At 65.4% G+C, this 257-nt stretch carries 1 protein-coding gene; it reads right to left on the bottom strand.

The features are described 5' to 3' along the window. Positions 1–107 precede the first annotated feature (107 nt). On the bottom strand, positions 108–257 hold a 150-nt coding region (locus tag HKX41_12240; GenBank protein NNC24905.1), incomplete at its 5' end, for a hypothetical protein.

Raw genomic sequence — 257 nt, 5'->3', positions numbered from 1 at the left:
GCACTCGTCGCAGAACTGCATACCCGCCGGTAGCGGACCGAGAGCAAAGAAGCTGTCACTCCGCGCTGTCGCGGGAGAACTCGGGCCGCCTCACCGCGCGACGCTCGTCAGTCGTCGGTCTCGACCATCGGGCAGTTCCGCACCCGGAAGTGGTCGCTGTCTTCGAGTTCGACGATGGTCGTCCCCTCGTGGTGGCACACGAGTTTCGGCGGCTCGCCGAAGTGCTCACAGCGCTGGCAGAACTCGGTCTTGGGAAC

The sequence above is a fragment of the Salifodinibacter halophilus genome, assembly GCA_012999515.1.
In the GTDB taxonomy this organism is placed as follows: domain Bacteria; phylum Pseudomonadota; class Gammaproteobacteria; order Nevskiales; family Salinisphaeraceae; genus Salifodinibacter; species Salifodinibacter halophilus.
This window is presented reverse-complemented; position numbering and strand designations above follow the sequence as displayed.